Genomic DNA, 25,780 nt, shown 5'->3' on the forward strand with positions numbered 1-25,780 from the left:
AGGTTTGCGTCAGAAGTGGACCCTCCATCGACGCAAAGCTCTTGATCAACGCGGGGAGTGGCGGGGGCGGCGCAGGGGAGACGGGTGTACCGACCAGAGCAGGCGACGCCACCAGGGGCGGGCCGAGCGCAGGGTGGCCACGTAGGCGGTAGCCACCTCGGCGGCCCGAGCCGCCTGGTCGGGCGTCGCGGCGCCGGGGGCGAAGCCCACCTGATTGAGCAGGGCCGCCAGCTCGTCGACGGCCGGGCTGGACGCGTCTGCCGCCGCCGTGCCGCCGGTGGGCGCGACGGCGTCCGGGCCGGCGGTCATGTTGTCGCCGCTCGTGCCCGCCCGAGCATCGGCGAGGATCCGACGGGCGTGCCCGGCGATCTCGGTGGCGGCCAGGTCGTCCCCGACCGGTCTTCCGGCCAGCCGGAGCGCGTCGGTGACCTCCCGCCAGGCGCCGGCGATGCGCTGGCCGGGGTCGCCGCGCACGAGTCGGCTGCGGGTGAGGGATCGGCGCATCGCCAGCAGGGTGAGCATGAGTGCCCCCACCACCAGCAGCAGGCCGCCGCTGCCGCCGGCGACCAACACCGGTGTGGAGACCCCGTCCGAGCCGGGTGGGGCGTCGGCGGCGGTCGCCGGTTCCGGTGAGGCGCTGGGCTCCGCTGTCGGTGCCGGCGCCTCCGACGGCGGTGGGTCCTCCGGCGTCGGGCGGAAATCCTCCTCCACCGGTCTCGGCTCGTCGTTGGGGCGGGGCAGCGGGTCGAACGCCACCCAGCCCAGCCCGTCGAAGAGCACCTCCGGCCAGGCGTGCGCGTCACCGGCCAGCACCGGTCCCTGCCCGCTGGTTCGGAAGCCCACCACCACCCGCGTGGGCAGCCCGGAGAGCCGGCCGAGGACCGCGAAGGCCGCCGCGAACTGCTCCGAGGTGCCCTCCTGCCCGCCGCCGTCGCGGGGTCCGAACAGGAAGAAACCCAGATTCGGGTACGCGTGCCCGCTCGGGGCGTCCGCAGCCACCCGGTAGTGCTCGGCCAGGAACTGCTCGATCGCCGACGCCCGCGCGTACGGAGCGCCGTTCTCCTCGGCGAGATGGGTGGCCAGCCGGCGCATCGGATCGGGCACCCCGTCCGCGACCCGCAGCACCCGGGCCACCTCGTCGCCGGCGGGCACGTTCGCGCTGGCCAACAGGTTCTGATCGGGGCGTTCCTCGGCGGAGGTCACCGTGTACCGCAGCCCCGGCGTCAGCCCCTCCGGCCGGATCAGCGTCCCGCTTGCCGGGTCGTACGCCACCCGCGCCCCACTGACCTCCCGGGGCGTCGCCACTGCGGGCAGCAGCCGGCCGCTCAACTCGGCCACACTGATCTGCTGCCGGACCGTCTGCACTGTGCTGTCCCGGGCCACGGTCGCGGCCGGCAGGATCCGACCGGCGTTGCGGTACGTCGCGCCGACGCGCCAGGTCACCCCGTCGTAGTCGCTGAGCACCGCCAACCGGATCCGTACACCGCGCGTGGTGTCCGCCGCCGGGTCAGCCTCGGGCGGGGCGTCGGCGGGCGGTGCGTCGGGGCGTTGCGTGCTCACGTCGAGGAGCTTCTGCTCCGGGTGCAGCGCCCAGCCGGAGATCCGGATCAACGGGTTCTCGTCGAGCGTCTGCACCTGTGGCGGTTCCACGTAGCGGCGTGGGTCCACCGGTCGGCCGTCGACCTGCTGCGCGACGACGGGGCCGAGCAACGCGACGAGGCCGACCACCACTGCCACCCCGAGCGCCGCGCTGGTGGCCAGGCGCAGTCGCACCGCCGCGCGTACCCGGGGGGTCAGCTCGGCGGTCGGATCGCTGCCGCCGGGCGCGGTGCGGGTGGGGGTGGCCAGGCCGAGGGCCGCGACCGCGACGAATACCAGCGTCGACCCCAGCGCCGGTTCGGCGTTCGGGCCGACCACGTAGAGGGCGGCGGCGTAGAGCCCCGCCGCCGGCAGGTAACCCAACAGCACCCGACCGGTGCGCAGCGCCACCTCCGCGCCGGTCAGCCCGGCCAGCCACGCCGCGACGACCGGCACCAGCACCGTGTCCGGGGTGGGCTCCACCGGGATCATCGCGGTGAGCAGCCGGGGGATGCCGTTGCGGGCGGCGTCCGCGGTGACCTCCAGCAGGCCGCCCGGTAACTCGGCGCGGGTGGCGGCCAGCCGCAGCGACCACAGTGTCCAGCCGGCCATCGCGGCCACCGACACCGGCGCCACCAGCCAGGACGGCAGCCGCCGGGCGGCCACGCTGACCAGCACCGAACCCGCCGCCGCGCCGACGACCAGCCAGGTCAGCAGGCCGCCGGCGTACACCCGGCCGAGCACCACCCCGGCGAGCGCCGTCAGCCCGATCAGCGCCAGCGGGAGTACCGCCGCCCGCAGCACCCGCACGGCGACCGTCACCACCGGCGTACCCCGTCCCACTCGGCGGCGAACTGCGCGCCGTCGGCCGCGTCGACGACCACCAGGCCGATGGTGCCCGGCGGCGTCGGCTCGGCCGCGCCGAACACAGCGACCAGCACCGACGGGTACGCCCCGCGCAGCGCCCCGACGTGCCCCAGCTCGTCGCGGCCACCCGGGCCGGTCAGGAAGATCAACGTGTCGCCGAGTCGGTCCTGCCGCAGCCGGGTGGTGGCCGCCCGCACCGCGTCACCGTCGTCGGACAGGTCGGCGGCGGCGAGCCGGTCCAGCGGCCCGAGAGGACCGTCGGCCTCGCCGTCGGGGCCCGTGACCTCGGCCGGCTGCGCCGGCTTAGTCGGCTCCGCCGGTTCCGTGGCGGCCACCAGCAACAGCACCGGCAGGTCGGCGCGGTGCGCGGCGGTGACGACCGACGCCGCCGCCTCGCAGGCCGACTCGAACGACTCCGCCACCCCGCCGACCCGCTGCGGGTGCGCGGCGGCACGGTTGTCCAGCAGGACGACCAGGCGCGGCAGGCTGGTGTCCACGTTCTCCCGCACCATCAGCTCACCCACCCGGGCGCTGGTGCGCCAGTGCACCCGGCGCAGCTCGTCGCCGACCACGTACTCCCGCAGCGAGTCGAACGTGATCGACCCGTGCGGGACCCCGTCCACCCGGCCGTCGAGGCTGCGCCCTGAGCCTCGGGGCACCGCCGTCAGCGGATGGATCCGGGGGTGCACCCAGACCGGCACCGCCGCGCCGTACGGGCGGGCCAGCGCCACCAACCCCAGCGGGTCGCGCCGGGTCACCCGCAGCGGACCCACCGGCACCACCCCACGACGGTCGGTCGGCACGTCGTAGCGGACCTCGGTGTCGCGGCCGGGTCGCAGGCGCAGCACCGGCACCGGCACGGTCCGCTGCCCGCACCGGTCCTCGGCCAGCAGGTTCGCCGAGCGCAGCCGCCCGGTGTTGCGCACCGTCAACGTCATGCTCGCCGGCTCACCGCGCGCCACCCGGTCCGGGTCCGCGCGGCGGGTCACCGTCAGCCGAGGCCGCCAGGCCGCGACCAGCGCGGCGTAGCCGACGGCCGCGCCGGCCGCCGCGCCGAGCAACGTCAACTCGGGGTACGCGAACCGGAAACCCACCCCCAGCAGCACCACGGCGGCGACGAGCAGCCCGACCCCACGGGCGGTGATCCCCATCGCGCTGCTGCCGGTCAGCCCTGCACCGGAGCGGGTTGCCCCGACGGCAGCGGCACCGGCACCGAGGCGACGGCCTGACGCAGCACCTCCGCAGGGGTCATCCCGCGCACCTGGGCGTCCGGGGTGAGCAGCAGCCGGTGCGCGAACACCGCCTCGACGAGCGCCTTCAGATCCTCCGGCATGATCCAGCCCCGCCCGTCGATCAGCGCGTACGCGCACGCCGCGCGGGTCAACGCGATCACGCCCCGGGGGCTGACCCCGACACGCACCTGCGGGTGGGTGCGGGTGGCCGCTGCCAACCGGACCGCGTACGCGTAGAGCGGCTCGGCGATGTGAACCCGGCGGGCCATCCGGACCATCTCGCCGACGGTGGCGGTGTCGGTGACCGGGGCGAGCGCCTCGGGGGACCGCACTGTCGCGCCGCGCAGCACCTCGACCTCGACTGCCTCGTCCGGGTACCCGACGGAGAGCTTCACCAGGAACCGGTCCAACTGCGCCTCGGGCAGCCGGTAGGTGCCATCCATCTCCACCGGGTTCTGGGTGGCGACCACCAGGAACGGCGACGGCACCGGGTGCCGGACCCCGTCCACAGTGACAGTGCGCTCCTCCATCACCTCCAGCAGCGCCGACTGGGTCTTCGGCGACGCCCGGTTGATCTCGTCGGCGATGACGATGTTGGCGAAGACCGGCCCCGGATGGAACTCGAAGTCCCGCGTCGCCTGGTTGAAGATCGTCACGCCGGACACGTCCGAGGGGAGCAGGTCGGGCGTGAACTGGATGCGCCGCCACTCACCCTTGACAGTGGCGGCGATGGCCCGCGCCAGGGTCGTCTTACCGACCCCGGGCACGTCCTCCAACAGCACGTGACCCTGGGCGAACAGCGCGGTCAGCGCCAGCCGCACCACCTGCGGCTTGCCGAGCACCACCGCGTTGACGTTCTCGGCCAGCCGGGCGGCCAGGGCGGCGAAGCCCTGCACCTCCGGCTGGGTGAGCGGCTCGTGGGTGTTCACGGTCGGTGGTGCTCCTCGCCTGGTGTCCTCAGCAGGTGGGCAGGACGTTGATGGTGTCGCCGCCCTCCAGGTTGAGCCAGGCCCAGGGGATGTAGTTCTTCTTCCCCCCGTAGTTGACCTGCACCCACCAGGTGCTGCGCTTCTCGTTGTTGTAGATGTAGGCGTACACCTCTTCGCCCGACTTCTTGCAGTACGCCTGTAGCCGGCTGCCGGGCTTCGCCCAACCCACCTGCTTGTCGTTGTCCTGTCGGGCTACCGAGAAGATCTCGTTGCCGTTGCGGCCATCCCGGTCCCGGTCACAGTAGGTCGACTCGGGCCCGGACGCGCCGTTGCGGCAGGTCGCGATCCCGTACTGCGCCTGGGTTGCCTGCGCCCTCTTGGCGGTGCCCTTGCCGGCGGCGTTGCTCGCCGTCACCGTGAACGTGTAGTTGGTGCCCGGCGTCAGGCCCGTCATCGTGATGCTGGAGCACGCCCCGGCCTTCGTCGGCTCGCCCGTCGTGGTCAGCGTGCAGGTGGCCTGACCGCCACCGGCGTCCACCGTGAACGTGACAGTCGCCCCGGTGGCCGTCGACGACGAGCCGGTCACCGTGACCCGTGGCTCGGCCACAGTGCGGGCGGTGGCGGTGGCCTCCGGGCCCGGCCCCGCCTCGTTGACCGCCTTCACCTTCACCGTGACGTTCTGGCCGTTGCCCAGCCCGCTGACTGTCGTGCGGGTGTCGGTCACCTCGCTGACCCGCCCACCGACGTCCACCAGGTACTTCGTCACCGGCCGACCGTTGGCCTCGGCCGGCGCCCACTGCACCGTCACCGCGCCCGGCTGGTTGGCGACGGTCCCGGCGCGCAGGTTGAGCGGCCGACCGGGCGCCGCGAAGGGCACCACGGTGTTGCTGACCGGGGACGCCGCCGACCCGGCGCCCTTGCTGTTGACCGCCACCACCGTGAACGCGTACTGGGTGCCGAACTCCAACTCACCGGCGGGCACCACCAGCTCCGTCTTCGTCGACTCGCCGGCCGGAGCGTTCGTCCCTGCCGAACTGGCCGTCACCGCGTACCTCGCGATGGTGTTGCCCTGCCCGTTCGCCGCCGGCCACTTGACCAGCACCGTACCGTCCGGCCGCTCTTGGGCGGTGACGCTCGCGGGTGGGTCGGGCACCGCCGCGGTCGGCGTCACCGGGTTGCTGTTGCGCGGCGGGCCGTCGCCCTTGGCGTTGACGGCGTGCACAGCGAACCGGTACGTCTCACCGTTGGTCAAACCCTTGACCTCCACCGCACGCTGGTTCGCGCCCACCTGCACACGTTGGCCGGCACCCTCCACCACGTACTTGATGATCTCGGCCCCGTTGGCGGCGGCCGGGCGCCAACTCACCCGCGCCTGGGCGTTGCCGGCGGCTGCGGTGACGCTGCGCGGCGCGCTCGGCTTACCCACCCGCGGCTTCTTCGGCGGGGGCGGCGGCGGGGGAACCGGCGGCGGGTCGCCACCGAGCACGTCGTTGGCGTACTTGTTGACCTCGCGCACCTGATGCTTGTCGTCCACCACCCGGGCGGTCGCCGAGTCGGGGGAGTTGATGAACAGGTGGTTCTCCCGGACCTCCAGCTCCAGCGGCCCGTTGGCCCGCCCGCGAATGGTCTCGACAAGCTGACCCGCCGCGTCGAAGGAGTAGATGGTGCCGGTGGCCTCGTCGGCGCAGTAGAACCGGTTCGCCCAGGCCACCGCCGGGCTGAGCCGATCCCCCTCACCCGGCACGGTGAACCCGCTCTCCTGCCCACCGTCACCCACCAACAGCACCCGCCGGTCGGCGGTCACCGTGACCGGCACCCGTGGGCCGCTGGTGCGCGCGGGCAGCGCCGCCGGACCGGACAGCGTCAGCGGCGTCGGGTGCACCTCACCGTGCTGCACCCGCACCAGCTTCCCGGCCGTCCGGTCGAGCACCGCCACCCCGTCGTCCAGGGTGGAGACCACCAGCTCGTGGCTGGCGTCGGCGACGTCGTACGACTCGACCCGCTGCGGGCTGAGCCCGGCACCCGCGGGCGCTGCCGACGCCGGCGTGGACGGCAGCTTGGCGGCGGTGATCGCCGAGACCGTGCCCTGGCTGGGCACCGCGATCCAGAGTCGACCCTTGCCGTCGAAGGTGCCGCCGGTGATGCCCGGCGGATAGCGCACCGGCTCACCCACCGGGGTCAACGATCGCGGGTCGAGCTGCCGGACGATGCCCTGCACGGCGTCGACGACGAACGCCGCGTCCTCGTGCAGGGCCACACTGACGCCCAGGCCGGGGGTGGTCCGGGTGGTCGCGCTGAGCTGGAGGGTGGCCAGGTCCAGGGAGCTGACCTGCCCGGTCTGCAGGTCCCGCAGGATCAGCAGCCGGTCGGTCTGGGTGATCTGCATCGGGTGCTGCCGGGCCCCGGGGATCTCGGTGCGGGTGTCCACCCGGGCGGTGACCCCGTTGACCCGGGCCAGCTCGCTGCGCGCCGCGCTCCACAGCCAGGAACTCGCGTCGTAGTTGGCCACCGCGTTGTCCGCAGCGCCCAACCCGAGGACGGTCAGCCCCATGGCGGCCAACAGCGCGGCCACCGTGCCGACGGTCACCAGCCCGCCGCGCAGCCGGGACCGGGAGCGGGGGGCCTCGGTCTGTACGGCGTCGTCGATGCTGGCCACAGCCGGCTGCCTCCCCTGAGTCGTGGCAGGTGGCGCGCCTTCCGGCGACCCCTCCCCTGAGCCGGGTGCCATCATATGGCGCTGGTGGTGGCGGGGGAACCCGCACCGTCACCCCTGTGGATACCGAGAGTGTGCGTTGTGGACGTCCAGCTCAGCCCGGTTCGCGCTCGACGCGGCGCGGTTTCGGCTCGACTCAGCGCGGCGACGCCCGGCCGGAAGGCTCCCCGCTCGACGTGGCTTCGCGCTCCCGCGCGGTGCAAACCTGCCCGGAAGTCGCAAAGCTGTCAGTGGAGTAGACAGCCAACACGGTGAAACAGTGATCCACTCGGGAGTTCAACCCGTTGACGGTGTAGCTGGTCCGGCCCGGGTCCACGGTGGCCATCACACCCAGGGCCTGCCCGGCCCTGCCGGCGGCGACCATGAACGGCACCGCGCCGCCGGTCGGGTCCGTCCAGGTCAACGTGATCGTGGCCGAATCGTCGCGCAGCTTCAGGTCGCCCGGCGGCAGCCCGACCGCCGTCGGTGCCGCCCCCGTCGGCGCGGTTCCGGTCGGCGGCGGATCGTCGCGGGACAGCATCACCGCACCCAGGCCCGCCACCGCCACGACGGCCACCCCGGCCGCCACGACCGCGCCGATCAGCGCCGCCCGGTTGCGGCCCGTCGACCCACCGTCATCGGCGTACGCCGGCCGGTACGCGTCCGGCACCGGGTGGTACTGCTGGCCCGGGTACGGCGCCTGGTGCTGACCCTGGGTCGGGTACGACGTCTGGGGCGCCGGGGTTGGGTACAGCGTCTGGGCCGGCTGGTGGTGGTACTGCTGGACCGGTGGCGGCGCGGCTGGCGGCGCCAGCGCCGGGTCGGCGCCGACGCGCGGGGGCCAGGCTGGCTGCGCAGCGGGGCTCGGCTGCGCGGCAACGGGGCCCGCCTCGGCGATGCTCGCGTTCGCCTGGGCGGCCGTGAGGTGCGTTTGTGCGGCGGTGGGGTTGGTCTGCGAGGCGGCGGGCCAGCCCAGGCTGGTCTCGACCTCGGCCGGGCCGCCCTGCGCCGGTACGGACGGCAACACCACGGTCTGGTCGGACAGCGCGCCAGGAGCCCGCTGAGTCGGCACTACCGGGGCGTCGAGGATGCCCAAGCCAGAGTCACCCATCGTGCCGGTACCGCCCACGTCCATCGTGGTGTGCCCAGCCGCCGGGGCCTGCTCGGTGGTGGCGGCCTGGGCAGCCGTAGTGGTCTGGGTGGGGGAGTCGGCACCTGGAGTGGGCAGCGGCTGCGGTGGGGCGCTGCTGCTCCAGGGCGGTGCGGTCAACCCCCAGGGCGGCACGGGTGGTGCGCTCACCGGCGGCGCGGAGACGGGTGCTCCGTAGGGCGGCCCGGAGACAGGCGGCCCGAAACCAGGCGGCGCGGACACCGGGTAGGTGTGCCCGGGTGGTGCGGAGACGGGTGGGCCGTAGCCGGGCGGTGCGGACACGGGGTAGGTGTGCCCGGGCGGTGCGGACACGGGTTGGGCGTAGCCGGGTGGTCCGGACACGGGGAAGCTGTGCCCGGGTGGTGCGGAGACGGGTGGGCCGTAGCCGGGCGGTCCGGAGACCGGGTACGGCTGGGCCGGTGGTCCGGAGACCGGGTACGGCTGGCTGGGGGGCGCGGAGATCGGAGGCGGGGTCACCGGCGGGGCGCTGATGGGCTGGGCCGGTGGCCCGCTCACCGGGTACGCCGGCCCGGGGTGGCCAACGGCCGAGGAGGGTCGGCCCGATGATGTCGCCTCGACGCCGGACACGTTGTGCGATTCACTTGGCGCGGTTGGCCGGTCGGCGGCTCGGGCGGCCTCCTCGGCGAGTAGCGGCTCGATCTGCCGTACCCGGATGGTCGGGTCGTCCCAGCGAGGTGCCGGCACCGCCGGTGTCGCCGGCGGGGCGGTCGACGCCGGGGCGGTCGGTGTCGACGGTGGAGGCGGCACGTCGACCACCGGCGGGGTGGCGTGACCACCAACCCGCTGACGTGGTGCCACGGTCGGCCCGGACGGCGGTCGGTCTGGTGACCGCCGCCCGGCCGTCGTCGGCGGGTCTTCAGCCCTCGGCCGGGGCATCGGCCGGGGCGGTCCAGACGCTGGCTCGTCGAGGCGTTGACGGGGTGGCATCGCACTCGCCGGCCGTGGCGCGTCGGCGCGCGGGCGGGGCGGCGTCGCAGGTCGGGGTGCTGCCGTCAGTGGGTCGGGCTGCGCTGGCGCGATCGAGGAAGCTGCCGGCTGAACGGGCGTCGCCCGAGGGGCTGGGACCGGTGCCGGCGTGACGTCGCGGGGTGGCGTGGGTGTGGCTGGCGCGCGTACCGCTGGAGAAGTTTGTGGGGACGCGGCCGGCGGTTGCGGCGCCCAGGGCGAGACGGCGGTCGGCGGGCCACCGGCGGCGGGCCGCATCGCCGCGAGGGTCGCCAGCGACAGGGTCGGGCCGGCAAGCGCCGACCGGGTGCCCGGCTCGGTCACCGGGCCGACCCGGGCCGGACCGGGCGTCGGCGTGGGGTGCTGCTCGCCCGGCGTCGACGGAGGTGGGCCGAGGTAGTCGCGGGCTGCGCGTACCGCCGGGTGGTTCTCCCCCAGTGCGGCGGGCCCGGCGGTGGCGACGCGGGTGTAGTTGCGGCGGGCCTCGTGCCGGTTGCCGAGCTCCTCCGCCACCTCGGCGAGTTCGAAGGCGAGCGCGAGCATCAGCGGGTCGGAGTGCTCCCAGCGCCGCTCGCCCGCCGCGAAGGCCTCCTCCAACACCCGGCGGGCGGCGAGCGGGTCGTCCCCCTCCCGGTGCAGCCGTGCCAGCAGGTGCGCGGTGTGCAGCACCTCGGGATGGTCGTCACCGTACGGCGGGGGAGCGGATTCGACGGCCTCCGCGAGCAGTTGCCGGGCGGCGCTGAGGTCGCCCGCGGCGCGCAGGGCGAGGGCTCGGTGCTGGGCGGCTGCCAGGGGGGAGGGATGGGACACGTGGCAATGCTGCCGTCAGAGGGCCGCCGGACGCTACCCGGACACGCTCCGACAGCGTGTCGGTGCGGGTGTTTTGAGACGGCTTGAGCAGTGGCGGAAGCGACGGGGGAGAGGCGCCGGAAGGCGATGTGCATGATCCACGAGCGGCGTGTACAGTAACTCCCCGTGCGGCCCGCTGTGCTGAATACCGGATGGAAGATCATCTGGTCGGCGAGGTAGGCTGAACGAGTAGGTCCGGGTGGCGGAATGGCAGACGCGCTAGCTTGAGGTGCTAGTACCCGTATAGGGTGTGGGGGTTCAAGTCCCCCCTCGGACACCAAAGTTCGTGGATATCCACGCGAGATCAACTTTCTCTCGCGTGGGGACGCGAGCCGTGACGACTCATATGTGCGCACCGACCCCAGGGAGCCGGCGCCACCTGCGCTGAACCCCTCGCCCTCGTGCTGGCGGGGGCCTAGGTGAGGCCCCGGCAGGCTGCGCCCTCGCCGGCCCGACGAGCAGATCGTCGAGGCGCTCATACCCACCCCACTGCCGGTCGCATCGCCGGAGCCGGCGCCGCTGCCGACACTGCCCGCGCCCGCCGCCCGCACGAGTGATGGCGTGCTGTTCGACGTGGGCCGCCCCGACGCCGCTGGCCGCGTCACCGCTCGTGGGCTGCTGCGGGCGTTGGGCTGGACACCGGGCCTCACCCTGCACGTCGACGTCGTGACTGGCGCATTCCTGATCACCCCGGCCGCCGATGGCGCACGCCGTGGGGACCCGCGAGGAACTGCCCCTACCGGCCGCCGCCCGACACCTGTGCGGCATCGCTCCCGGCGAACCCGTGCTTCTGGCTGCCCTGCCCCGCCAGAACCGTGTCGTCGCGCACCCCTCAAACACCATCGCGGCGGTCCTGGCCGACCTGCACGCCCGCATTCTCGGAGAGCCCTCATGACCGTGGATCCCGATCGTGTCGCTACCGCCCGGGCGCTGCTCGAGCACCTGGGCGTTACTGCCGCCGACCTCACCGACAGTAACCGGCCGGCCGTGCCGACGGTCGCCGAGTACCTTCCTGCGGTTGTCGCGGCGGCGAGCCCGGCCACCCGACGTACCTACGGCAGCTCATGGCGACGAATGGCCGCCGCCTACGGCGAGTGGCGCATCGACGCGGTGCGGGCCAGCGACATCGAAGCCCTCATGCGACAGCCTGCCGCAGGCGCCCGCCCTCGCCGTAACTCCAGAAACGGCCGGCACGCCGGCGAGCACCTCATCGCCGCCGCCCGCGCCTTCTACAACCGCGCCATCGCCGACGGTTATCTGACCATCGTGGACAGCCCGGCCCACCGGGTCCGCAAACCTCGCCGGCTGCCCAACACTCGCCGTGCTCTCACCCCTGACGAACTGTCCGACATCAACGCCGCCGCCCGCAGCGGCGGCCACGACATCGTGCTCGACGCCCTGCTACTGCGCCTGCACACCGAAACGGCCTGCCGACGCGCCGGCGCCCTCGCGCTGCGCCTGGCCGACCTCGACACCGAGCACGCGCTCATCCGGCTGCGCGAGAAGGGCGGCACGCAACGCTGGCAGCCCATCACACCGATGCTCGCCAGTCGACTGGACGATCACGCTCGAGCCCGCGGCGCCGTCGCACCGTCCGATGCGGTGCTGCGCTACCGCAATGGCCAACCCGCCACGTACCGGCGCTACGACCTGATGTGGCAACGCATTGGCCGGCAGTTGCCGTGGGTCGCCGTCCAAGGCATCTCCATCCATTGGCTGCGCCACACCACCCTCACCTGGGTCGAGCGGCACTTCGGCTACGCCGTCGCCCGCGCCGGGCACACCGACCGCCGCGGACCCGCCACCACCACCTACATCAAAGCCGACCTGCACGCCGTCGCCGCCGCTCTAAGCGCCCTCACCGGTCACCCACACCCAATGGCCATCGAACAGCGAGGGCGCCCACGGCCATCGGCGTAGCCTGTCGAACCGCCGATCCGACGGACGTGACCAGCTCGAGCGCTACCGTTCCCGCGCTACACGCGAGACCGCCGGAGTCGATGTCCAACACGCCACGTCAGGTTCCAGTGGACGCGGCACGCCAGGGCGATCGCGTCAAGATCGAGCACGGCGAGTAGGGGCAGCACTGCCGCAGCCGCCGGCCTGCCGGCTCAGAATGCGATCGGTGCCGATGGGCGGCTCGACGAGCCGAGTGACGGTCTACCGTTGGCGCGCGGAAGAGACCGCACCGGTGGCTAAGGGCCCCAGCCAGCCTGCCGCACTTCACACACGGCCCGACTAGATGCGCGACGGCTGGCCGCAGAATGGCTGGCCCAGTCCCGCGAAATCACTGGCCCTCGGCTAACGACGTGAATCCCGAGCTGCCGCCGAGTCATCGCGAATAAACCGCCCGAAGGGGACGCTGCGCTCGGGCTGCGCATCACAGCATCGCCATCGAAGAGCAGGTCCTGTGGCCGCGTCCTGAGTACGCCTTGAGCCCCGACCGGGTGTTCTCAGCTGAGCTTGAGAGATGCCCGGACAAGACGACAGCTCTAAAGGGCTAGCCAGCGCGGTTCAGCGCTCGATCATTTGCATCTGCTCGTCGGTGTGGTGGCCGCCTTCGGCTACGGGTAGGGCGGTGAGGGCCGCGATCTGCTCGGGCGTGAGCGTGACGGCGTCCGCGGCGGCGTTCTCCTGCACCCGGCTGACCCGCTTGGTGCCAGGGATGGGAACGATGTCGTCGCCCTGAGCCAGCAGCCAGGCCAGTGCCACCTGGGCCGAGGTGGCGCCGACCTGATCGGCGACCGCCTTCACCTGGTCGGCGAGGCGCAGGTTGCGCTGGAAGTTCTCGCCGGTGAAGCGTGGGTGGTTCTTGCGGAAGTCCCTGTCGTCGAGCTTCTCGACGTCGGCCGGGGTGCGCAAAGCGCCGGTGAGGAAGCCGCGGCCAAGGGGGGAGTACGCGACCAGGCCGATGCCGAGCTCGCGCAGCAGCGGAAGGATCTCCTCCTGGTCGCGCGTCCACAGCGAGTACTCCGACTGCAGCGCGGTGACCGGGTGCACGGCGTGTGCGCGGCGGATGGTGTCGACCCAGGCCTCGGACAGGCCGACGTACCGGATCTTGCCGTCCTGCACTAGTTGTGCGAGGGCACCCATGGTGTCCTCGATGGGGGTGTCCGGATCGACGCGGTGCTGGTAGTACAGGTCGATGTGGTCGGTGCCGAGGCGCTTGAGTGACCCGTCGACCGCGCTGCGGATGCTGTCCGGGGTGCTGTCCGGCCTGCCGGCGCCACGGCCGGTGTGCGAGATCAGGCCGAACTTGGTGGCCAGCACGACCTGGTCGCGGCGGCCTTGTAGGGCCTTGCCGACCAGTTCCTCGTTGACGTAGGGGCCGTAGACCTCGGCGGTGTCGATGAGGGTGACGCCGAGGTCGATCGCGCGGTGGATGGTGCGGATCGACTCGGCGTCGTCGCTGCCGGCGCCGCTGTAGCCGTGCGACATTCCCATCGCGCCGAGGCCGATGCGGGCGACCTCGAGTTTGTTGAGCTTCGCGGTACGCATGGTGTTTCCTCCGTGTCGTGGTGCGTCGAACCCCGCTGCCCCCGGCGGGACAGCGGGGTCGGCTGGATCAGGCTTCGGGGATATCGCGACCGAAGCTCTCGAGGGTGATGGCCTCCGGCTCGGGGCCGCCACGCTTGCCGGTGTCCAAGGCGTCGATCGCGGCGAGCTGCTCGCCGGTGAGCTCGAAGTCGAACACATCGAAGTTCTCCGCGATCCGGGCCGGCTTGGTCGACTTCGGGATCGCCGAGCGGCCCTGCTGCAGGTGCCAGCGAAGCATCACCTGCGCGGGTGCCTTACCGTGCGCCGTGGCAATCTCACCGATCACCGGGTCCTGCAGCGTGCTGGTGTGCTCGCCGTCGCGGTAGAACGTGATGCCGCCGATCGGCGACCACGCCTGCGACACGATGCCGTGCTGGGCACCGAAGGCCTGCACCTCGCGCTGTTGAAAATAGGGGTGCACCTCGATCTGATTCACCGACGGCACGACGGTAGCCGTATCGAGAAGCCGGGTCAGGTGCTCGACCATGAAGTTGCTGACGCCGATGGCGCGGACCTTGCCGTCGGCCAGCAGCTTCTCCAGCGCCCGGTACGCGTCGAGGGTCTTGTCGAACTCCGACGGCAGGGCTTGGTGCAGGATGAGCAGGTCGATCTGGTCGACGCCCAGCTTGCGGGCACTCTTGTCGAAGGCGTGCAGGGTCTCGTCGTACCCGTAGTCGCTGATCCAGATCTTGGTTTCGAGAAAGACCTCGGAGCGGTCGACGCCGGACGTGGCGATGGCCTCGCCGACCTCGCGCTCGTTGCCGTAGGCGGCGGCGGTGTCGATGTGCCGGTAGCCGGTCGACAGGGCCGCCTGGACGGCGTCGCGGGTCTCGTCCGGCGGGGTCTGGAAGACACCGAAGCCGATGGGGGAATCGTGACGCCGTTGTTCAGCGTCAGCGGCGAAGCGGTGGACATGAAAAGCGTTTCCTCTCAGTTCTGGGGGAGCAGGCGGAGGGTGACCCCGTGCGCTTCCTCTCCCACGACGGAGCCCACGATGGCGGGTCCGTAACGGTCGTACTTGGCGTGGTAAGCGACGTCGATGGCGGCATGGACGTCGGGGCTGGCGGGCTTGGTGAACACCACGTCGCGTTCCAGGCCGCCGGCGCGGATACACCCCGCGCCGGCGCGCACCGCCCGCACGTACCAGGGGTTGGCCGGGCCGCGGGCCGAGCGGACGTACAGCTCGTCACCGGCACGGACAACCCACATCGTCACCCACCGGCTCAATGTGCCGTCGCCGCGCAGCGACGCGAGCCGCAGCTCCTCGGCGCGGCCGATGATGTCCAGCTCCTCGCCTGTCCAGGATGTCGTCGTAGCTTCGGGTCCCACAGCTTCTCCTTCATGCTCCTCGACGAAGGACGTACCCAGCCTGGTACCAGCAAACATCGGTGTACCGGTTCCAGGGTCACCGGCACTAAAAGCCTGCGGAACATCGACCTTTACCACAGCGAGGGATACCAGTCGGTGTCACTTGCCAGCCCTGACGGAACCACCTGCCTTACCAAAGACATATCCGTTAGGCAGCGCTGACGCTGCCGGTCCGTTGAACCCGCGTGGTCCGGTGTGCGCTCATGCCGCCGACCGTGCGCGCCGCGCTTCGGCGCCCCGGTCGTGTTGACTAAACGTAGGCCTCGCACTGCTCGGTGAAGACGTGCCGAAGCGGAGCCCCAAGGCGCCTGGGCGGCGCCAGGGCGACGGGCGCGGGATGGGGGGAGCAGGGTGGGAGCAGCCAGGTGTCCTGAACGGCGTTGAACTGCATCCAATAGCGCACGGCGGCGCTCAACTGCACTTGTCCCCGCTGCGGCTTCTCGTTTCTGCAGGTCAAAGTGGGTGCAGCGTCCTGTTTCCCGCGGCCAGCTCGGTGAGGAGTTCGGCTTGCAAGGTCTGCTGTAGTTGGCGTTTGGCGAAGCCGCCCCAGCGTAGATCCCACCATGGGCCGGCGAACGCGTTGCTCATGCAGGCTTCATCCTCGCGCAGCTCGTGCGGATTCGGGTTTGCTTGGGCGCTAACCCACATACCGGAGACCCCCTCCAGTTTCTGATCACCGCCGCGCCGTGATCACACTCGACCAGCGCCTACTTACGAAACGCGCCTTCAGTGGGACTTCCTGGTTCAGAAGCTCGGCGTCATGTGCCGTCGTATGGTTGACCAGCGCGCGGCTGGCAAAGGAAGCGACGTATTTTGATCAGCGATGATCAGCCATCGATCGTCGCGCAGAGCGTACGTCAGCGTGAAGTATGCCCTGCTTTGGGACACCATCCATCCATCAGCGTCCACCGTAACGAGGTGGTACTCGATGAGTACCCAACCTGTGCTGTCAGCCAAGGTGATGCGGCGCAGGGTGAGCTGTTGTCTCCAGCTATCGTCGGCGAACATCTCACGATGTAGGGCCACCACCGCTTCTTTGCCGTCCACCATCCGGCCGCTGGGCAGGATCAGCACCACCTCGCCCGCGAGCGTCTTTGCGTACGCCTCTAGATCTCTACTCCGCAGCGCCGCCAAGTGTTCCTCGATCGCCTCGTCGAGCCTGGTATCCGACACTTGCTCTCCTTTCTACGCCCTCGGCACACGGCGCTGAGGATCGTGGCCCGGACGAGCCGCTGCGACTGCCGTGATGAGGGTCGGATCATGTCCTGATGAGTGCGTGGAATTCACTCTAGGTTTCGGCGTCGTCGAGGAACGCGGTCAAGGCGACACGCGGCGTCGGTGTCGATCCGCGGAGTGCCGATGACCCTGTGTTCGGCGACGTACAACATGTCGGCATGTCAGAGGCGTCGGCCGTATACAAACCGAGCCCCGGATTGCTCCCTACCAACAGCAGCGACATGGACACATACTGCGGGTACAACGCCTCACCCCGCCTTCAGGGCGGCTCCAGGGTGTGAGGATCGAAGGCATTTACGGCCTGATCCGCCGGGCGCTGTGCCTGAGGAAGGATGCGGTGAGGGCTGGCTTGTCGCCTGAGCAGCCGAACGCTATGACGTGTCCTGGCCGACCGCGAGGCGATGGGCCGACCGATACGTCAAACACGGTTTGGCTGGCATGGCAGACTGGCGGCGACGGCCCATACGGCGAGCAGCATCAACCTGCCGGTCGTCACGGTGCCGAACACGGGCAGCAGGCGGTGGCCGAGGCGAATGCGACGGCGCCGGTGATCAGGGTGGCCCGCAGTCGGCGCCGTGCGCTCGCGCCAGCCGCGAAGTTGCCCACGCCGCCGCCGATACCGGAGACAAGTAGGAACAGGGTCACCGAGGCGGCACCGGCAACCTGTTGCCGAAACGGGGCCGCGTAGGTGTAGGTGCCAAAGTGCGCGGTCACGATGAGGACCGTCAGGATGAACGCGGCGCGGCCCGTCCGACCGCGCACCAGGTCCACCAGCGCCGTGAACCTGACCGGCAGCCTCGCCGGCAGCCGGGGGCAGGACCACCATATCCGCCACAAAAACGACCACGGTCAGCGCAGTGAGCACGACGAATGCGCTCCGCCAGCCACCGCACTTGGCCGATGAAGGTCCCCGCCGGAACACCGAGGACCGATCCCACCGGCACCACAAAAGGTCACCGCTGTTGCTGCACGGCGTGTTCGGGCCGCACACAGCCGTGCTGCAAGGCCAACGCCGATCGACCAGAAGCCACCGATCACGACACCGACGAGTGCGATGACTTCGACGCCGACACCCTGAGCCTGGTTGCGTCGGTTGACGTTCTCACGCTCTACGTCTAGATGACGCCGGCCGTCGGCGAACCACATCTTTGCATCGCCACGACTATCAGCCGGGGGTCGACGAACTCGCGGTGACCGTGCGCCGTTTGGCTCGCCGCGGTCGGCGCGGAGGCCGTGCCGGGCTGGCGTGGCGACTGCTACGCCTCGAGTCGGTGGGTGAGGGCGGTGTGGCGGCGGCCGGCGCCGACGGTGCGTACAGCGGCTGCCAGGGCGCGTCGGGAGCCGACGAGGACGACGAGTTTCTTTGCTCTGGTGATGGCGGTGTAGAGCAGGTTGCGTTGCAGCATCATCCAGGCGCTGGTCGTGATCGGGATGACCACCGCCGGGTATTCGGAGCCCTGCGAGCGGTGGATCGTCATCGCGTAGGCGTGAGACAGTTCGTCGAGTTCGTCGAAGTCGTAGTCGATGAGTTCGTCTTCGTCGGTGCACACAGTCAGAGTTTGCTCGTCGGTGGACAGGGCGGTAACGACCCCGACGGTGCCGTTGAACACTCCCGCTTGGCCCTTGTCGTAGTTGTTGCGGACCTGGGTGACCTTGTCGCCGATGCGGAACACCCTGCCGCCGACGCGGCGTTCAGGCATGCCCTCCCGCGCTGGGGTGAGCTGCTGCTGCAACAAAGTATTTAACACACCGGCTCCGGCTGGGCCGCGGTGCATCGGAGCGAGAACCTGCACGTCACGGCGCGGATTCAATCCGAAGCGGTTCGCGATGCGGCTGCACGCGACGTCGACGGTCAACGCGGCGGTTGCCTCGGTGTCGTCGCTTGAGAAGAGAAAGAAGTCACTCATGCCCTGCAGGATCGGCGGCCGGCCCGCGTTGATCCGGTGGGCATTGCTGACCACCCCGGAGTCGGCGGCCTGGCGGAACACCTGCGTGAGCCGCACCCGGGGAACCGGATCCGCGGCGAGGAGATCCCGCAGCACCTCCCCCGCGCCGACGGACGGCAGCTGGTCGACGTCACCGACCAGCAGCAGATGAGCCCCGGGTGGGATTGCCTTGATCAGTTTGTTGGCCAGGATCAAATCGAGCATGGACGCCTCGTCCACGACGAGCAGATCAACGTCCAGGGGTGTGTCCCGGTCGTAGGTGGGATCCCCGCCGGGTTGCAGCTTCAGCAGCCGATGCACCGTTGCAGCGGGCTGGCCAGTCAGCTCGGCAAGGCGTTTCGCGGCCCGCCCGGTCGGCGCGACAAGCAGAATCTTCGCTCTCTTCGCGGCGGCGAGTTCGACGATCGAGCGGACGGTGAAGCTTTTACCGCAGCCAGGACCCCCGGTGAGCACGGCGACTTTCGACGTCAGCGCCAATCGGACGGCCTGCTTTTGCTCCGGGGCCAGATCGGTGCCCGTGCGTGCCTTCAGCCACGTCAGCGCTTTCTCCCAGTCGACGCGAGCGAACTGCGCCATCCGGTCGGTGCGGCTACCGAGCAGCCACAACACCGAACCGGCCAGGGACTGCTCGGCGCGGTGAAACGGCACCAGGTAGATCGCCGGAACCGGCCCGTCCGGGCCGGGCAAGCCTTCGCGAACGACGCCTTCCTCATCAATCAGGTCGTCGAGGCAGCGGACGGTCAGCTCAGCCGGCACGTCAAGGATCTTCACCGCGTCCGCAACCAATTGCGGAGCGGGGAGGTAGCAGTGGCCATTGTCAGTGGCCTGCGACAGCGTGTACTGCAACCCTGCCTTGACCCGTTGCGGGCTGTCGTGCGGGATCCCGACGGCTTGGGCGATTGTGTCAGCGGTCTTGAACCCGATCCCCCACACATCGGCGGCCAGCCGGTACGGCTCGTTACGCACCACGCTGATCGAGGCGTCACCGTACTTCTTGTAAATCCGTACCGCGATCGAGGTGGACACCCCAACACCCTGCAGGAAAACCATCACTTCCTTGATGGCCTTCTGCTCCGCCCACGCAGCGGTGATCTTCGCCGTGCGTTTCGGACCGAGCCCCGCAACCTCCACCAGCCGGTCCGGCTGGTCCTCGATGATCTGCAACGTGTCCAAGCCGAAATGCTCCACGATCCGCTCGGCGAACACCGGCCCGATGCCTTTGATCAACCCCGAACCCAGGTAACGCCGGATCCCCTGGATTGTCGCCGGCAGCACAGTGGTGTAGGAGACGACCTGGAACTGGCGGCCGTACTGCGGATGCGACGACCACCAACCCTGCAATCGCAGACTTTCCCCCGGCTGCGCCCCCAACAGCGCGCCGACCACAGTCAGCAGATCCGAACCACGCCCGGTCGCGACCCGGGCAATGGTGTACCCGGTCTCCTCGTTGACATAGGTCAGCCGCTCCAACACCGCCTCAAGAACATGCGGAGACGGGCGGGACGACACAGCCGCAGACACGCACACCATCGTGCCGCCACCACCGCCTTACAGCAAAACCCGGTGCATCGGCTCGACTCGCTGGCCGGGTGCGGAGCGGGCCGCCAGGCCGCGCGTCTGGCTAGGGTGACCGAGTCGAACGCACCGCGATGCTGACGGTGGTGGTGGCGGTGGCGGGTTCAGCCAACGGAGCGGCCACCTAGCTAGGGCGGCAGAAAGTCCCCCACGTCTATCCCATCCATTATTGGAGGCTGAAAGCCGCCAGAAATCTGGCGACGATCACTGTTGGCTCAGCACGTGTCGACCCTTACCTCACCATCAATCGTCGCCATCGTGATTTCATGGGTGAGCAGAAGCGCCGGCGAGGTCGCGTCTCCGTCTAGCTCCGGGTCTAACTTGAGATAGTGCAAGATGTCAACGATCAGGCCAAGACCTCGTCCCAAGCCAAACCTGCATCAGCACGCAGGTCCGGAAACCACGTTAGGCCAGAACGCCGGGAATGCGGGTCCGCCGGTCCCTAGGCCCGACCGACGGTTCAGGACAGCTGGAGCCGAAGTCGTGGCAACAAAGCTAAGGGACGACACGATCAGGAACAACAGAAGCAAGCCAACGTGGCCTCAAGCATCTGAGGGCACCGGGGTCGCAAGATCTGGCAGTGACCCTCAACAGTTTGTCGTCCACCCAACGGTGGATGCGACCGCGGTCGCATCGACTGTTACGCTTCGATCATGACTCGCAGCCGAGTGCGATAGAGGGGCGTGCAGCAATGGCTAGGAAAGTCGTAACGGTACTGACCGACGACCTCGACGGTGGCACCGCAGATCGAACTGTCGAGTTCAGCCTGGACGGGGTGGCGTATTCCATCGACCTCTCCGACGAGCACGCCGGCGCCCTCCGCAAGGCCCTCGACCCTTACATTAGTGCTGGTAGGCGGGCCGGTCGAGTTACGGGAGGCAACGGTCGAACGGCCCGCACCGCAGGCCGGGCTCCCGCGCTCGGCACGACTCGTGACGAGAATCGTGCAATTCGGGAATGGGCTACCGGCCAGGGCCATAAGATCTCCGAACGCGGCCGCATCCCCATCTCGATTGTTCAAGCCTATCGGAACCGCTGACCAGCGGCGGACACCGCTGTTCATCGAGGGAGCCACCGAGAGTTGACTTGACTTGCCGCCATTGGGCGCGCGAACGGCGGGGTGAATCAACCTAGCCGCCACGGCCAAGCGGTCCTCTTTACGGCGCCGGGACGGCCGGCTCGGAGCGGCCTTCGCGTGCTGGACCCGAAATGTGATGGTTTCCGCGGGCGAGCTGGTCGGACGCCGAGGGCATGCTCGAGTCCTTGCGGTGGGTGCCGGTGGGTCGGAGCTGGAGGACGGCGACGGAGGACAGCACGAGGGCTCCGCCGGCGAGTTGCACCGGGGTCAGGGACTCGTGCAGGACGAGCCCGGCCAGTGCCGAGGTGACGACGGGCTCCAAGGTGGACAAAACGGCCACGGTCGACGGGCCGATGCGCTTGAGCCCGGCGAAGAAGGTCAGCATTGCCACGACGGTGGAGACGCCGGCGATGCAGGCCAGCCAGAACCATCCCGACACCCCGAAGTCGAGGTCGACGCCGCCGGTGAGCATGGCGCGGGCGCCGAGGGTGCCGGCCGCGCCGGTCATCACCAGCGCGGCGAGCACCACCGGTGCCAGCCGGTGCACGACGATGTCGGCGACGAGGATGTAGACGGTGTAGGTGATCGCGGAGGCGAAGGCCAGCAGCGCCCCGCCTGGGTGGAAACTGATGCCACCGGCGCCGAGCAGGACCAGCAGTATTCCGCCCGAGGCGGCCGCCAACGCGGCGCCGCGCGCGGGGGTGAGCCGGTCACGGCCGACTAGCACCGCCACCACGGTAACCATGACCGGGTAGGTGTAGAAGATCAACGCCAGCAGGGATGTGTCCATCACCTGCAGCGCGGAGAAGAACAGACTCGCCTGCATGGCGTACCCAATGGCACCCAGTCCAACGGCGATGGCCAGCACCCGGCCGCGTGTCATCGTCGACGGACCGACCGCCTCAGGTGGGGGCGAACTGGATGCCGAACGGCGTAGTCCCGGCCGCACCAGTAGGACGATCCCGAGCACGACGGCCGCCAGGGCAAAGCGCGCCAGCAGCAGTGCCCCCGGCGAGACGCCGGCGTCGTAGGCGAGCTTGCCGAAGATCGCCATCGCGCCGAAGCAAGCTGCGGACAAGAGACACAGTGCTACACCCATGCATCCAAGGATTGGTCAGCGGACGCATCGGGTCTAGCGATGATTTCTGAGGGTGAATCGTTAGGATTCCCGCATGATCGAGCTGAACCTTCGGCGGTTGCGCTTTCTGCGGGAGTTCGAGGAACGTGGCACCCTGGCCGCAGTCGCGGCGGCTCTGGGCTACAGCCCGTCGACGGTCTCCCAACAGCTCGCCCTGCTGGAGAAGGACGTCGGCGCACGGCTGCTCGACAAAGCCGGACGCGGTGTGCGGCTGACCGACGCCGGGCACCTGCTCGCTCAGCATGCGCGGGTGCTGCTGTCCGCCGCCGAGGCGGCAGAAGCGGACCTGGCCGGCGTCAGCGGCGACATCCGGGGCACCGTCCGCGCCGGCGGCCTGCAATCAGCGGCCCGCCGCTTACTAATCCCGGCCGTGGCTCGTATGAAGGCCGACCACCCGCACGTCCGTGTGGAAATCTTCGAGCTGGAACTCGAACAGTCCCTGCCAGGCCTACGCCTCGGGACGGTCGACCTCGTCATCGGCGACGAGTACGACAGCCACCCTCGCCCACGCCCAGCCGGCCTGCGCTTCACGCTCTTGCTCGAAGAGCCCCTGAAAATCGTGCTTCCAATCGCGCATTCGCTCGCCCAGCCTGGCGGCCCTGTCGCGGTCACCGACCTGCGGTCCGACATCTGGACCGCCTCCGCCGAAGGCACCGGCCACCACGCCATGGTCGTCGGAACCTGCCGCGCCCTCGGCGGCTACGAACCCGACCTGCGGCACCGCGCCAGCGACGCCGACGTCCAACTGGAACTCGTCCGCGCCGCGACCGCTGTCGCCCTAATGCCGGCCCTGACCTTGCCCAGCAACGACCCCGCGCTCGCGATCAGAGACATCGCCGAAACCGCCCTCCAACGCCGCTTGGTCGCCGCCACCCGAGACACACCACCCGCTCCCGCACTCACCGCCTTCCTGGCGGCCGTGACAGACCAATTACACAAGCTCGACCCGAGGAAGCCCTAGTCGACCGCTTAGAGGCTGCGCGGATAGGCAGCAGGCGAGGCCGGGCGATGAGACGAGCACAGTTTCCGCGATCATGGAACTGCGACGTGATCACGAGGAGATTTGTGCCTGCGCTGCCATCATGGCTGACCGAGCCGCTGTGGGATCAATTCGCCGCCTTGTTGCTACAGGTTTTCCGGTTCGGCTGTTCCTACGAGGCGATCGCGGACTCCGGCTGCTCGGCCGCCACGATCCGCAACCGCCGCGACGAGTGGATACGCCTAGGCGTGTTCGCCCGGCTGAAGCAGATCGCGCTCGATGCCTACGACTGTATCGTCGGTCTCGTCCTGGATCAGATCGCCATAGATGGTGCCATTACCAAGGCGCCCGGCGGGGGAGAAGCGGGCTGGACGCTCGCCGGTGGATCGGGGCAAGCAGGGCCTGGCGGACCTCGCCGAACACCTCGGCCTCCGCACCCGTGACGAGCTTCTCGCACGTATCGCCAACGCCGGTCTCGCAGTCGCCGGCAGGCACGAAACGGCTCCTCGCCACTCACGCATCGCCGACAGCGCTGACCCGCTCCATACTGCCCGAGCGTGCGAATGAACGGTCCTATGGCGACTGACCTCGCGGCTCCCACGGATGCAGTAAGCCACGGTCGCCCAGTCGCGCCCGACCACTCGTTTTACCCCGGCCCGGCCGGACTGCCAACCTGACACGGCGGTCCGCGCCGGGAGCAGACCGTTAGGAAACCCGTCCCGGTGTCTCACCGCAACGCCCCGCTGTCCCTATAAGGCCGCCGACGCCTGGTCGAGCGATGCCGATCCCGCCCGATTGCTCACGTCGCTGCCGAGATGGGCATCTCCCGAGCCTGCGCCAGCAAGTGGGTCAACCGCTGGCGACCCATGGCGATGCCGGGCTTCGAGATCGACCCTCGATCCCGCACCGAAGCAGCCCGAACTGCATACATTGATCGGCAACGCCAAAGACGTTGCGCGGCACGCCTACACGGCGTTGATGCTGCTGCAGGTCCTGTCGGCCCGAATCCGTACTCTCCGCCAGGAAAACCGCCTGAGCTGTAGCTGGCGCTGTGCTGCGCCAGCGCCATATCGGCGCCGTGGGTGGGCTTTACCGCTGGACCGGCTCCTGCGAGTGTCGAGGATGTTGGGCTGCCCGGCTCGTTGGATCCGGCGCCTCACCAGGGCTGGCGGAGTGGAGGCTGTGAGCTGCGCTGATGTCAAGGCGTGGAGGGCCGCCGAGGCGGCCCCCCCGTTATTGACCTACCGATCGGTCCCCTCGTCGACACCAGTCTCATCGAGGTAGACGTCCAACTCCGCATCCAGCGCCGACTCCAAGCGCCCGGAGTCGTGCTCTCAATGCCGGGACCTCTTGCGCCCTGTCCGCTCGGCGACGACCGCGCCGCCAAGTGGGTGCGCAACGCGGTCCCTCTACGCCGCCCTGGTCAGCGCAGTCCGGCACGTCGGCGACCTTATGCATGATTCCCGCAGCAGATTTTCCTGTTCGCGACATAGCGGACACGAAGCTATCTGAAGCCGGATGCGCCGAAGCGACCAATTACGGGCAATTGCCAACCACTGTGGCAGTCGAGACCAAATTCCAATCCCAGCCCCAAAGCCCCAGGTAGCGCGTTGCATACCCTTCAACGCAGACGCGGTGATGTTCGGCTGACATCTGATACACCGCGACGCGCTTACCTTGGGAACTGCAGTTATGCCAGTAGGCGCCGCTGCCACTGGTGGAATAACCACAAGGAAGAGCTGCCTGTACTGGAGTTGAGGCGACAGCGGCACCCCCCATCAATAGCGCCGAAATCGCTGCCGCATTTCCGATGAACCGCGAGTACTTCAATTGTCGCCCTTTCAAAACTAGTCCTATTATTCTTGTTTGAATGCCGGTAGCTACACTAACGTTGATCGCATTCAACATAGTTACAGAAGTCATTCGTTGAGCTTTCTCCACGCTGATTTAGCAGGTCAGGGTGGTAGGTGGGGCCGCAGATCGATGAGGGTGAGGCCCCATGAACGCCGGTGCCTGACCGCGATAGGGTGGGGAAAGCCCCTCATGGCGGAGTCGATACGGCTGAAGCGACCGCTCGCGCTGAAATGCGGTACCAAATATTTGCAGAATTGATTCTACTCAGGCTTCACGAGGAGACGGCCTGTAGGCGAGATGGTGCTCCCGCGCTTCAACGAGTCGACTTAGACCTCGACGGCTGTTTCGTGCAACTTTGAGAGAAGGGTGAGACGGCGCGGTGGCAGCCAATCTCGAGCCGCGGACTAGAAGCCGTACAGGCGGCCCGTCGTTTTGCGCGCTTCGCGAGCACGCCATTCGAGCGAGCAGCGACGCCGCCAGGCGTCGACCTTTTTCACGCTCTCGCGGACGATGACAGCAGCCGCGTAGGAAGGCGTACCGTCAGACGCCTTCCGGCTTGGACGTCAACGGTCGAGATGGTCGACAGGGCGGCGCCGCGAAAGGGTCACCTGATGGCAAATGGGGACGAGGCGCCGGGCTGGCATCGTCCAGCATCGGGTTCCTTAGTCCGGCTAGCCGTTCACGCTGGCCTGCGGGCCGACGGCTGGTTGAAACTGGATTCGGCGGCGACGCTCCTGGTTGACGACAACCGTCGGTGGAAGAGCGCCGGATGCCCTCGAAGACGATCTGGATCGCCAGTCGCGGAA

15 protein-coding genes, 1 tRNA gene and 5 pseudogenes are annotated in these 25,780 nt (G+C 69.7%); 8 read left to right on the forward strand and 13 right to left on the reverse strand.

Annotation, left to right across the window (positions count from 1 at the left end; translation table 11 throughout):
- Nucleotides 1-45: 45 nt before the first annotated feature.
- The 5 genes and pseudogenes from OG992_RS31500 to OG992_RS33855 form a co-directional block, all read right to left on the reverse strand.
- Nucleotides 46-2,403, reverse strand: a complete 2,358-nt coding sequence (locus OG992_RS31500; protein ID WP_266305038.1) for a transglutaminase domain-containing protein — start codon at nucleotides 2,401-2,403, stop codon at nucleotides 46-48.
- Entirely contained in the window at nucleotides 2,397-3,596 is a 1,200-nt protein-coding gene (locus OG992_RS31505) for a DUF58 domain-containing protein (RefSeq protein ID WP_266305039.1), read from the reverse strand. The genes OG992_RS31500 and OG992_RS31505 overlap by 7 nt, the downstream gene beginning before the upstream one ends.
- 14 nt (nucleotides 3,597-3,610) lie before the next feature.
- Nucleotides 3,611-4,606 carry a MoxR family ATPase gene (locus OG992_RS31510; protein WP_112583044.1) on the reverse strand — a complete coding sequence of 332 codons (996 nt, stop codon included), beginning with the start codon at nucleotides 4,604-4,606 and terminating at the stop codon, nucleotides 3,611-3,613.
- Nucleotides 4,607-4,634: 28 nt separating this feature from the next.
- Complete coding sequence (locus OG992_RS31515) at nucleotides 4,635-7,262, reverse strand: fibronectin type III domain-containing protein (protein ID WP_266305040.1); 2,628 nt, start codon at nucleotides 7,260-7,262, stop codon at nucleotides 4,635-4,637.
- A 2,545-nt stretch (nucleotides 7,263-9,807) separates the two neighbouring features.
- Nucleotides 9,808-10,224, reverse strand: a pseudogene (locus OG992_RS33855) (tetratricopeptide repeat protein); the annotation flags it as partial.
- A 232-nt stretch (nucleotides 10,225-10,456) separates the two neighbouring features.
- Here OG992_RS33855 and OG992_RS31525 point away from each other — a divergent pair.
- A tRNA-Leu gene (locus tag OG992_RS31525) sits at nucleotides 10,457-10,543 on the forward strand.
- A 611-nt stretch (nucleotides 10,544-11,154) separates the two neighbouring features.
- Nucleotides 11,155-12,183 carry a site-specific integrase gene (locus OG992_RS31530; RefSeq protein ID WP_266305042.1) on the forward strand — a complete coding sequence of 343 codons (1,029 nt, stop codon included), beginning with the start codon at nucleotides 11,155-11,157 and terminating at the stop codon, nucleotides 12,181-12,183.
- Nucleotides 12,184-12,777: 594 nt separating this feature from the next.
- Here the strand turns inward: OG992_RS31530 and OG992_RS31535 are convergent.
- The 3 genes from OG992_RS31535 to OG992_RS31545 all read right to left on the reverse strand — a co-directional run bounded on the left by OG992_RS31535 (nucleotide 12,778) and on the right by OG992_RS31545 (nucleotide 15,129).
- Nucleotides 12,778-13,761 carry an aldo/keto reductase gene (locus tag OG992_RS31535; RefSeq protein ID WP_266305043.1) on the reverse strand — a complete coding sequence of 328 codons (984 nt, stop codon included), beginning with the start codon at nucleotides 13,759-13,761 and terminating at the stop codon, nucleotides 12,778-12,780.
- 67 nt (nucleotides 13,762-13,828) lie between these two features.
- Nucleotides 13,829-14,734 carry an aldo/keto reductase gene (locus tag OG992_RS31540; RefSeq protein WP_266305311.1) on the reverse strand — a complete coding sequence of 302 codons (906 nt, stop codon included), beginning with the start codon at nucleotides 14,732-14,734 and terminating at the stop codon, nucleotides 13,829-13,831.
- The gene (locus OG992_RS31545; RefSeq protein ID WP_266305044.1) at nucleotides 14,731-15,129 is read right to left on the reverse strand and encodes a DUF2255 family protein; all 399 of its coding nucleotides are present in this window, start codon (nucleotides 15,127-15,129) and stop codon (nucleotides 14,731-14,733) included. The genes OG992_RS31540 and OG992_RS31545 overlap by 4 nt, the downstream gene beginning before the upstream one ends.
- A 78-nt stretch (nucleotides 15,130-15,207) precedes the next feature.
- Here OG992_RS31545 and OG992_RS31550 point away from each other — a divergent pair.
- A pseudogene (locus OG992_RS31550) lies at nucleotides 15,208-15,330 on the forward strand (FMN reductase); the annotation flags it as partial.
- A gap of 291 nt (nucleotides 15,331-15,621) precedes the next feature.
- On the opposite strand, the gene OG992_RS31555 reads toward OG992_RS31550, so the two are convergent.
- Together OG992_RS31555 and OG992_RS31560 are read right to left on the reverse strand one after the other, a co-directional pair.
- Nucleotides 15,622-15,756 carry a hypothetical protein gene (locus OG992_RS31555; RefSeq protein ID WP_266305045.1) on the reverse strand — a complete coding sequence of 45 codons (135 nt, stop codon included), beginning with the start codon at nucleotides 15,754-15,756 and terminating at the stop codon, nucleotides 15,622-15,624.
- 156 nt (nucleotides 15,757-15,912) lie between these two features.
- Nucleotides 15,913-16,341 carry a nuclear transport factor 2 family protein gene (locus OG992_RS31560; RefSeq protein WP_266305046.1) on the reverse strand — a complete coding sequence of 143 codons (429 nt, stop codon included), beginning with the start codon at nucleotides 16,339-16,341 and terminating at the stop codon, nucleotides 15,913-15,915.
- A 402-nt stretch (nucleotides 16,342-16,743) separates the two neighbouring features.
- Between OG992_RS31560 and OG992_RS31565 the strand changes: the two are divergent.
- Nucleotides 16,744-16,854 (forward strand): annotated as a pseudogene (locus tag OG992_RS31565) (helix-turn-helix domain-containing protein); the annotation flags it as partial.
- A 42-nt stretch (nucleotides 16,855-16,896) separates the two neighbouring features.
- On the opposite strand, the gene OG992_RS31570 reads toward OG992_RS31565, so the two are convergent.
- Together OG992_RS31570 and OG992_RS31575 are read right to left on the reverse strand one after the other, a co-directional pair.
- Nucleotides 16,897-17,166 carry a hypothetical protein gene (locus tag OG992_RS31570; RefSeq protein ID WP_266305318.1) on the reverse strand — a complete coding sequence of 90 codons (270 nt, stop codon included), beginning with the start codon at nucleotides 17,164-17,166 and terminating at the stop codon, nucleotides 16,897-16,899.
- A 494-nt stretch (nucleotides 17,167-17,660) separates the two neighbouring features.
- A complete protein-coding gene (locus OG992_RS31575; RefSeq protein ID WP_266305047.1) occupies nucleotides 17,661-19,880 on the reverse strand; it encodes an ATP-dependent RecD-like DNA helicase in 2,220 nt (739 codons plus the stop codon).
- 736 nt (nucleotides 19,881-20,616) lie between these two features.
- On the opposite strand from OG992_RS31575, the gene OG992_RS31580 reads away from it, so the two are divergent.
- A complete protein-coding gene (locus OG992_RS31580; protein ID WP_266305048.1) occupies nucleotides 20,617-20,964 on the forward strand; it encodes an Lsr2 family protein in 348 nt (115 codons plus the stop codon).
- A 118-nt stretch (nucleotides 20,965-21,082) separates the two neighbouring features.
- On the opposite strand, the gene OG992_RS31585 is transcribed toward OG992_RS31580, so the two are convergent.
- The gene (locus OG992_RS31585) at nucleotides 21,083-22,102 is read right to left on the reverse strand and encodes a DMT family transporter (RefSeq protein ID WP_266305049.1); all 1,020 of its coding nucleotides are present in this window, start codon (nucleotides 22,100-22,102) and stop codon (nucleotides 21,083-21,085) included.
- Nucleotides 22,103-22,175: 73 nt separating this feature from the next.
- On the opposite strand from OG992_RS31585, the gene OG992_RS31590 reads away from it, so the two are divergent.
- The 3 genes and pseudogenes from OG992_RS31590 to OG992_RS31600 all read left to right on the forward strand — a co-directional run.
- Nucleotides 22,176-23,102: a LysR substrate-binding domain-containing protein gene (locus OG992_RS31590; protein WP_266305050.1), complete on the forward strand. Its 927-nt coding sequence runs from the start codon at nucleotides 22,176-22,178 to the stop codon at nucleotides 23,100-23,102.
- A 104-nt stretch (nucleotides 23,103-23,206) separates the two neighbouring features.
- Nucleotides 23,207-23,522, forward strand: a pseudogene (locus tag OG992_RS31595) (IS5/IS1182 family transposase); the annotation flags it as partial.
- Between the two features lie 365 nt (nucleotides 23,523-23,887).
- A pseudogene (locus tag OG992_RS31600) lies at nucleotides 23,888-23,983 on the forward strand (leucine zipper domain-containing protein); the annotation flags it as partial.
- Nucleotides 23,984-25,780 lie beyond the last annotated feature (1,797 nt).

It is taken from the genome of Micromonospora sp. NBC_00362, from assembly GCF_026342155.1.
Taxonomy (GTDB): domain Bacteria; phylum Actinomycetota; class Actinomycetes; order Mycobacteriales; family Micromonosporaceae; genus Micromonospora; species Micromonospora hortensis.

What these genes read in the sequence shown, in the direction of transcription:
- OG992_RS31505 (WP_266305039.1), bottom strand. Translation starts at nt 3,596, where the DNA reads ATGGGGATCACCGCCCGTGGGGTCGGGCTGCTCGTCGCCGCCGTGGTG.
- OG992_RS31530 (WP_266305042.1), top strand. Translation starts at nt 11,155, where the DNA reads ATGACCGTGGATCCCGATCGTGTCGCTACCGCCCGGGCGCTGCTCGAG.
- OG992_RS31535 (WP_266305043.1), bottom strand. Translation starts at nt 13,761, where the DNA reads ATGCGTACCGCGAAGCTCAACAAACTCGAGGTCGCCCGCATCGGCCTC.
- OG992_RS31555 (WP_266305045.1), bottom strand. Translation starts at nt 15,756, where the DNA reads ATGAGCAACGCGTTCGCCGGCCCATGGTGGGATCTACGCTGGGGCGGC.
- OG992_RS31575 (WP_266305047.1), bottom strand. Translation starts at nt 19,880, where the DNA reads ATGGTGTGCGTGTCTGCGGCTGTGTCGTCCCGCCCGTCTCCGCATGTT.
- OG992_RS31580 (WP_266305048.1), top strand. Translation starts at nt 20,617, where the DNA reads ATGGCTAGGAAAGTCGTAACGGTACTGACCGACGACCTCGACGGTGGC.
- OG992_RS31585 (WP_266305049.1), bottom strand. Translation starts at nt 22,102, where the DNA reads ATGGGTGTAGCACTGTGTCTCTTGTCCGCAGCTTGCTTCGGCGCGATG.
- OG992_RS31590 (WP_266305050.1), top strand. Translation starts at nt 22,176, where the DNA reads ATGATCGAGCTGAACCTTCGGCGGTTGCGCTTTCTGCGGGAGTTCGAG.